The sequence below is a fragment of the Alteromonas sp. BZK5 genome, assembly GCF_014349115.1.
In the GTDB taxonomy this organism is placed as follows: domain Bacteria; phylum Pseudomonadota; class Gammaproteobacteria; order Enterobacterales; family Alteromonadaceae; genus Alteromonas; species Alteromonas macleodii.
The window spans coordinates 1-6,999 of the sequence record NZ_JACSOE010000126.1 but is presented as its reverse complement, the minus strand read 5'-3'; the positions used below and the strand labels follow the sequence as shown (position 1 = coordinate 6,999).

Genomic DNA, 6,999 nt, shown 5'->3' with positions numbered 1-6,999 from the left:
TAAGATAAGTTCTTGCCGGAACGCTGACTCGTTTTTAACAAGCCATGATATAGCTCGAACTGAGTTTTTCATTGCTAATACAATACGCAACATGCCCTTTGGTTTGGCTTTAGGGTCGAAATGCATTTTTGATGTGGTTTCGTCTATGACTCGCATTTTCGTAAAATATCCTGAGTGGGTTGGTAGGTGCTGCTTTGCACATTAGTAAGACCAAGTAATGTGTCAAAAAGGTTGTCATGCGAATAAGGATGACTGGACAACGACCTTACGCAATCACTGTATTCAGGTTGGCTAAACTTGGAGGCCCAATAAACCATTGGTACATGAGTTTGCTCAACAGGCGCTAAATTATAAGGGAAACCGTGTAAATAAAGCCCTTTTTCTCCCAATGACTCACCATGATCCGATAGATAAAGCATCGACGAATTAGGAATAGTGGAAAGCTGTTCAATAATCTGGCCTAGCACGTAGTCTGTGTATGCAATAGTATTATCGTACGTATTTGTCAGCTCTGCCTCTTCACAATTTTGAATATCACTTCTGGGACAGTCAGGCACGAACTTAGCAAATTTCTCTGGGTATCTCCGGTAATAGGTAGGCCCGTGTGAGCCAATCATATGTAAGACTATAACTCTATGTTCTTTAGATGGTCTTGAAAGAGCTTCTCTTAAAAGGTCAATAAGTACCTCATCATAACAATAATCTCCATCGCACAACTTGGGAACTCTTGACGGGTTGAAGTCTATAGTCTCTACCCTCTTGCATACGCCTTTACAGCTACTGTTGTTGTCAATCCAAGTCACGTCAACTCCTGCACGATGAATGATGTCTAAAACATTGTCCTGACTGTCTGCAATACGCGAATCATAATTTTCTCGTGAGAGTCTTGAGAACATACATGGCACGGAGACTGCGGTAGCAGTACCGCAAGATGTCACCTTGCTAAAACTGATTGCACCTGCGTTCTGGATATTAGGCGAAGTACGCCTCGAATAGCTGTTGCTTGAAAACTTGTCCGCTCTGGCTGTTTCGCCAACCACTAACACTGTAATAGATGGGTGTATATTAGCGTTACCTTTTAAGTAGGGACGCTTGTCTAATACTTTGTAGGGTAAAGGCGGATAGAAGTAAGTGTCCCGAAGGTACTTGTACCCTGAATCATAAAAGGCGTAGGGAATAATATACTTCGTTAGATCTTTGTTATTTCTGCCGACAGCTGCATAGCTCTTAAAAAGGAACGTGGCTATAATTGCAATACCCAATAAAGCTAATAAGTTCAGCACTAGAAGGTGCTTGATTCGAGCCTTGAGCTTTCCACTTATTTCCAGATTAAAAATCGCAAATACAGGGATTAATCCCAGTATAGAGAAGAATAAAAAAAGTGTTGAATTTAGATAAGAAAAGGCTTCACCAGAATTTGTTTCCATTACATTCTGTATCATGCTCTTATCGAAAATGACACCATAGGCCAAGGTGCCGTAAAGTAGAATAGAACTTACAACGAAAGTAATTGCAACTGTGGTGCGCGGCAAAAATAGGGCACCAAAAAGACTTAGAAAAATAATATTAAAAAAGGTTAGCAAGAGCGGTACAGAGAGAAAAAACACCCACTCATTCAATGTTACAGGGGCTACAACTTCATAAACAGCGGACAAAAATGGTATGTTAAATATTGCTGCGATAAGCAATGAAGAAAGTAAAATGAACTGAGCTGATGTAGGATTGAAATTTAGTGTTCTTGGAAATTTCACAATAAGGTTCTCGTGTACTTCTTAGCACATAAGTTACCTGTCTAAACTTAAATAACGCTTAAGAAAAACTGTAGGATGAAAATTCTCGCATTATTTTTTAATTGTATGAAAACATGTACCTCACGTAACGGGCCTATCTGGGATATAACTAAAGATCTCAGTCGCAGTTTTCGTAAGCGGACACTTTTCGGTTAATGCCTCGTGCGATAATAGTACCCAGTGGACGCGATGTGCATACCCTACAGACGTTGCCATTTCTTTTTTAAAACAACCATTGCGTACATGTTTTTCATCGACGAGGATATGTCTTCCCTTTTCAGTCTTATCCAACCACTGGTAGGCGGCAGACAATTGCTGATCAACAGGGGTATGATACCCAAAATGAGTGATGGGATAAGGCGAGAAGAGAATGAACTGTTCAGAAAAATCAACAAGTGCAATAGTTGCATCATGTTTACCAATTTCTTTTTCAATATTTGCAAATACGCTTTTAGGGGTTTTTACATCTTCAAGTAAAGTGTAACCCCAAGTAGCGTACATGCCCCAAAGAGTGCACAAGAAATAGGGCCAGACTTTCCAGTGCTTCCCTCTAGTAGTGATCACCGTAACCAGACACGTCAGTCCCCCCGTTACTAAAAAAAACATCCACGGAGAAAGCCCGAACTTTTCTTCTAGCTTTAGGGCGAATGATGCTTTTACTATGCCGGAAAAACCAAACCCCAATAAGCCTACTGATAGTAAAAATACAACGCCCCACAAAAGCCAGGAAAATACTTTCTTATTAACAACTGAATCAAAGTAAGGCGCAGAGATCAGTGCCAGCATCGGCAATGCGGGTAAGATGTACACCCCCCGTTTACCAGGACTTACACTGAAGAAAAGCAGAACAAGTACAATCCAAACCAATGGTAAGTATATGCGGGCATCACCTTTTTTGATTGCGCGATACCAACATGGGATAAGCCATGGGAGAGCGATGCTAATTGGCAACCAGAATAATGGAATAACCTCTACGAGGTAATACCAGAACGGCTTTATGTGATGCCAGGAATCAGCATATCGAGTGACCGTTTGCCTGAAAAGAATATTATCTCTATATAGAGCAAGTGATGTGTCGTGGCTATTTTCGACCAATATCAACATAGGTATAAACCATAGTGATATAGCCAGTAACATCACCACTGCACCCATTATCCACGGTAATACGGAGTTTTTAGTTTGCTTCTTAGCTATGTCCCGCTGAGGCCAAAAGTGTCGATGTATCAAGTATGGTATCAGCATCAGGACTGGTAAAAATCCGACCCCTTTTGTGATGACGCCAATTCCCATGAAGAAAAAGGCGAGGTAATACCAACGCCATCGCCTTTCAACTAAGAAAAAGCGCAGAAGACCATAGCATCCGATTGTTATCCAGCAGCAGACCATTGCGTCTATCTGTGCAGACTTGGCTTGAAGCAAAAATTGAAAACTCAATAAAAGAAGTGACGTTGCGATCAGCGCCTCTTTTGTACTCCACAGTCGTTTTGAGATGTCATACACCAAAAAAAGTGTGAGTAGGCTGCATAAAGCAGATGGGAGCAGAAAGGCAATCTTAATTGACCCGAATAGCGCAAAGAAAAAAGCGATAGACCACATAAACACAGGTGGTTTATCAGGATAAAACTCTCCCGCTCTGGCTGGAAAGAACCACTGACCTGTTTCAACCATTTCTTTTGCAACTTGTGCAAAACGAGGTTCGTCAGCAGGCCAGGGATCTCTTAACCCAAGCCCGATAAATATCAACACGCTAGCCAGTACAAAAAGCCAGAAAGTATAATTTGGGTGCTTGTTCTTATGTTTAATGGCTAGGCTCGTCTGATTCATTGCTACATTTGCTGCTTTTTGTGAGAGAACGAAGAGTTTTATCGTCATTATGTTGACGACGATAAACCTTAAAAAGATATGCGCTTAGCAAGCTGGAAATCCCAAATAATAGGGCGCTTATGATTATTTTAAGTTCAGAGTTGACTAATACACCCTTACCCATTAATGCAAAAACCGCCATTTGAGGGATGTAGCCAATAGTAGACCCAAAAATAAAAGAGCGTCGTGGAATCTTTGAAACGCCAGCAAAAATGTTTGTGAGTAGATTATTCCCTACTGGCAACAGTCTAATGATAACGGACTTGAGAAAGGGAGAGCGAAGTAGAAAGTGGTCTAACTTGCGCACTCGCATTTCAAAGTGTTGAATAATAATCGGTCTAGCGAAATACCGGGACACTGCCATAACTGTTGCACAGCTGAGCGTAGTTGCTAATGTTGAATAGATGACACCTTCAGCAAATCCAAAGGCGTACCCCCCCATAAATGCGACTAACTGGCGTGGAAGTCCGATAGTAAGTAAAAATACTGAGACGGCTAAAAATTTGGCTATCCCTGTCACTCCATTATCACGGGTATGATTGTCTATCCACTCCTGATTAAATGCGTCAAATGAGGGGGAGAGCGAAATCAAATGACTAAAAAACAGAATGGTAAGTACCAGAATGAAGAAACGAAGGAGACTGGAATTCAATTAGATACTCTCTTCATTTTCTAAGATGACATCATTAAGTTTATTACGTTTCTGAAGCCAATAAACTCCTGCCATATCAATTAGTCCGACCCCAAGCCGCCCTAACATATTATATTTTGATTTTCCGAATTGCCTGTCTCTGTGATTCACTTCAACAACTTTAATGATCCCACCTTGTCGCCGGATCAGTGCTGGCAGAAAACGATGCATATGATCAAAATAGGGTAAATCGAGGAATGTTTGTTTTGGAAAGACCTTTAACCCACATCCGGTGTCAGGTGTATCATCATTAAGAAGTTTACTTCTTACAGAATTTGCTAGTTTTGACTGAAATCTTTTCCAAGCTGTATCCTTTCTGTTTTTACGGTGACCAGCAATGCAAAAGTGACTCCCTAACGGAAATTGAGAGGCCATAGTCAGGAGGTTTGGTATATCAGAGGGATCATTCTGCCCATCCGCATCAAGTGTTACTACAAGTTCTCCATCAGCATGGCTCACCCCTGTCCAAATAGCTGTACTTTGTCCCACCGAGTGCTTATGCCGTAGTACGTTAACTTTGTCAAAGCCACTCGCTTTCAGGTAAAGCAAATTCTCAAATGTCTTATCCGTACTTCCATCATCAACATAGATGACTTCGAAGTTTGCTACACCTGTTAACGCTCTATAAATTTCCTCAATTAAGGGTTTTAAATTTTCTTCTTCGTTTTTTGCTGGTATTACAACTGAAATTCGCACGTAGCCCTCTGTCAAAGCCCCAAGATCAAGCAAATTCTATTTTCGACAGGAAAACTCTAACAAACGAAACTTAAGATACGCTTATGAAGAGTCATTTAATTGAGGTAATAATGTTCTAATCGCTCAGGAAGGAAGAAAGAGGCTGGTTAAGGAGGGAACGCTATAGGAGTGTGTTTCGACCAGCTATCGTAGTACTTTCGCCACGGCCTTGGCTTGCACTTACAATCACCTTGTCATGTTATTGCAAATATTTTGTCCTGAGGAACGCTTGCGGCCAAATAAGCCACAAAGTCAGTGCTTGAATCGGCATAAGCAGCGAAAAGTGTCCAGCCAGACTCCTTGTAAGGCTTTAGAATATTTAGTTTAAACGTTTTAAAAGCTTTTTCGCTAAGCCATCGAATTAGCTACCTGAATATCTCTATCTGGGAGATGGTAACGGGATAAAAAAGTGGAATGTTGAACTGGAAGTATACATTTCGCGCAGTCAGATAGATAATTTTGAAGCCTTTATCAGCGTATGCTTGAACACGTTCAGACGCATTTTCTCTTTCAGAAAAAATGCAGGCGTTACAGGGGATCAATGTTCCATCGATGTCAAAAATGACAGCTTTGTCACTTTTACCATTGGGGGGAGAAATTTCTGTAGAGGTTATTGAGCACCCACAAAGTAGCAGCGCTGATATAAAATAAGCCTTCATCGTTAGTCACAAGACTGTTATTAATATGAACAAAATATCGAGATAAACTTAAGAGCTATTGAAGTAAATCAATCGATTTATGCTAAAAGAACCACGTATACGTAGGTTAACTATAAGCACCTTTTCAATAGCTTCTTCAGCAAATCCTAAGGTTGAGAAGGTATACTCAAATAACTTTAAAATTGACATTCAAATTATGAGAATACTTCTGATAGAAGACTCTTTATCATTGAGAAACAGTTTGAGCTTAGGCTTGGAAAAATTGGGCTATTCAGTCGATACTGCTGGCACTGGCTCTGAGGGATTGAGTATGGCGTTGCTTGGTAGCTACGAAATAATCATCCTTGATATGATGCTACCTGAGTTGGACGGTATGACTATTCTTAAAACGTTACGAAAAAGACATTTAGAAACAAAGGTTATCATCTTATCTGCGCGATCTGAGTCTGAAGACAAGGTAGCGGGGCTATTGGCAGGTGCTGACGACTACCTTTCTAAGCCGTTCTCGTTTGACGAATTGACTGCTAGACTACTTAGCTTGATGAGGAGAGGTGCGGTAAATTGTCTCAATGACCAAGTTACTATCAACAGTTTGACACTCAATATCCAGTTTAAAACGCTTTCATACAATAATGGCATTATCAACCTGACCCCGAATGAGTACAAAATTGTTGAATGTATTTTTCTCAATAGACACAAGATAGTTACCTCAGAAATGCTGAGTGAATTTATTTCTGGAAGCTATGACCATATCTCAAAAAATGCTATTGAAGCTCACCTTTCCTCAGCAAGGAAAAAAGTAAGAAAAAGCGGCGCGTCTCTACCCATTACAAGTAAACGTGGTTTTGGTTACAGAGTTATAGAAGCTAATGAAATCAATACGTAAAACATTAACACGAAGACTTTCTATTATTATTTCACTGTTAGTCATTGCCGTTTTACTTGCAGCAGATATTGGCGTTGATTCCTGGGTCGAACAAGAATTCAACCAGGCTATGAAGGCAAAGGTAGGTGTACTTCAGAGCTTGGTAAATGAAGATGTCGAGGGTGTGGAATTCGAATTTGCAGGTGAGTATTTGCCTGAGTTTGAAGGGACATCTTCCCCCGAGTATTTTCAACTTTGGTACAAAGATTCAACGTTTGAAAAATCAGATACTCTGGCGCTTTATACCATCAATGAATTGCCTTTCAGCAGCATTGGCCTGGATGAATATTCTTTCCAGGATATTACTCTGCCCGATGGCCGTACGGGTCGGGTAAT

At 40.6% G+C, this 6,999-nt stretch carries 5 protein-coding genes and 1 pseudogene; 2 read left to right on the top strand and 4 right to left on the bottom strand.

Features of this window, described 5'->3' with window-relative positions; genetic code table 11:
* Positions 1 to 143 precede the first annotated feature (143 nt).
* From BIZ39_RS19645 to BIZ39_RS19630, 4 genes are all read right to left on the bottom strand, one after another.
* Positions 144 to 1,751 carry a phosphoethanolamine transferase gene (locus BIZ39_RS19645; protein WP_187447810.1) on the bottom strand — a complete coding sequence of 536 codons (1,608 nt, stop codon included), beginning with the start codon at positions 1,749 to 1,751 and terminating at the stop codon, positions 144 to 146.
* Positions 1,752 to 1,871: 120 nt separating this feature from the next.
* The gene (locus tag BIZ39_RS19640; RefSeq protein ID WP_061094010.1) at positions 1,872 to 3,614 is read right to left on the bottom strand and encodes an ArnT family glycosyltransferase; all 1,743 of its coding nucleotides are present in this window, start codon (positions 3,612 to 3,614) and stop codon (positions 1,872 to 1,874) included.
* On the bottom strand, positions 3,589 to 4,305 hold the full coding sequence (locus BIZ39_RS19635; protein ID WP_061094011.1) for a TVP38/TMEM64 family protein: 717 nt from the start codon (positions 4,303 to 4,305) through the stop codon (positions 3,589 to 3,591). The genes BIZ39_RS19640 and BIZ39_RS19635 overlap by 26 nt, the downstream gene beginning before the upstream one ends.
* Positions 4,306 to 5,040 carry a glycosyltransferase family 2 protein gene (locus BIZ39_RS19630; RefSeq protein ID WP_061094012.1) on the bottom strand — a complete coding sequence of 245 codons (735 nt, stop codon included), beginning with the start codon at positions 5,038 to 5,040 and terminating at the stop codon, positions 4,306 to 4,308.
* A gap of 894 nt (positions 5,041 to 5,934) precedes the next feature.
* Here BIZ39_RS19630 and BIZ39_RS19625 point away from each other — a divergent pair.
* Positions 5,935 to 6,624 carry a response regulator transcription factor gene (locus BIZ39_RS19625; RefSeq protein ID WP_041702971.1) on the top strand — a complete coding sequence of 230 codons (690 nt, stop codon included), beginning with the start codon at positions 5,935 to 5,937 and terminating at the stop codon, positions 6,622 to 6,624.
* A pseudogene (locus BIZ39_RS19620) lies at positions 6,608 to 6,999 on the top strand (sensor histidine kinase); the annotation flags it as partial. The gene BIZ39_RS19625 and the pseudogene BIZ39_RS19620, both read left to right, overlap by 17 nt.

What these genes read in the sequence shown, in the direction of transcription:
- BIZ39_RS19625 (WP_041702971.1), top strand. Translation starts at nt 5,935, where the DNA reads ATGAGAATACTTCTGATAGAAGACTCTTTATCATTGAGAAACAGTTTG.
- BIZ39_RS19640 (WP_061094010.1), bottom strand. Translation starts at nt 3,614, where the DNA reads ATGAATCAGACGAGCCTAGCCATTAAACATAAGAACAAGCACCCAAAT.